General features: G+C 62.6%; 1 protein-coding gene. It reads right to left on the reverse strand.

What is annotated here, in order from left to right:
• Window positions 1-134 precede the first annotated feature (134 nt).
• The coding region (locus SMD10_RS25435) for an IS5 family transposase (protein WP_331688505.1) at window positions 135-1,127 on the reverse strand (993 nt) is incomplete at its 5' end.

Raw genomic sequence — 1,127 nt, forward strand, 5'->3', positions numbered from 1 at the left:
CTGGATGGTTCTATCAACGCCTTCGGCTAGGATTTGGCTGGTCGCTGGGATCGTGATGTGGCGGCCCGGTGCCTCGGCCGTTGATCAACATCTCCGGCGATGGTGTGAAGGGCCGTCTTCCAGCCGCAGCCTGTTCACGCTGCCGCAGCCCTTTCGAGGAAGATCAGGCGTTTGATATTGTAGACGAGGTTGGCCATGCCGATCTTGGTCCTCGCTCGGGCGATGCCGGTTGTGCGGATAAACAGACCCATCCTGTTCTTCTGTTCGGCAAAGACGTGCTCGACCGCCGAGCGAACTCTGGATTTGGCATTGTTGGCGCGGCGCGTTGCCGTTGGCATGGGCTTGCCCGCCGGCTTCTTGCGATGGACCCGGCTGACGAAGCCGTTCTGAGCCATGAACGTCTCGTTGGCGGCCGAGCGATAGGCTGTGTCGGCCCAAACGTCGCTTGCTGTGTTGGTCTTGTCGAGCAGCCCCTCGCGCAGCCGGGCGCCCTCGTAGGCCGCAGCATCCGTTGCCATGAACGTGCGGATGAAGCCGAAGCGGCGGTCGATGGCGATGTGGTTCTGATAGCCGAAGGCCGGAATGGCGATATCCACCGGCGGCTTGGTGCCATCCGCCTTCTCCTTGGCCTTGGTGAACTTCACCGTCCAGCGCGCATCGCGATCCTTGTGCCGGAGCTTGGCAGGCCGCTTCTTCCACTCCTCCGGCACCCGGCCTTCCTTGATCGCCTTCTTCTCGTCATCGGTGTTGCGCTGGCGCGGCGCCGCCACGAGGCTGGCATCGACGATCTGGCCCGACATGGCGATGTAGCCCGAGGCCCGAAGTGCTGCATCGAAGCGCTCGAACAGCCCCTTGATGGCATCGGCCTTGGTCAGCTTCTCCCGGAACAACCAGATCGTGCGGGCGTCCGGCACGCGGTCGGATAGGCCAAGGCCCAAGAAGCGCATGAAGGATAGGCGGTCGTTGATCAGGAATTCGGCGCGTTCATCCGACAGATTGTTGGCCGTCTGGATCACCATGATCTTGAACATCATCACCGGATCGAATGGCGGGCGGCCGCCTTGCGGACCGCTGGTGTAGCCAAGCGCCGCAACGAGATCGCCTCGGAACATCTCGAAATCGACCGC

Origin of the sequence: Consotaella aegiceratis (assembly GCF_036541425.1) — a bacterium.
GTDB classification, from domain to species: Bacteria; Pseudomonadota; Alphaproteobacteria; order Rhizobiales; family Rhizobiaceae; genus Consotaella; species Consotaella aegiceratis.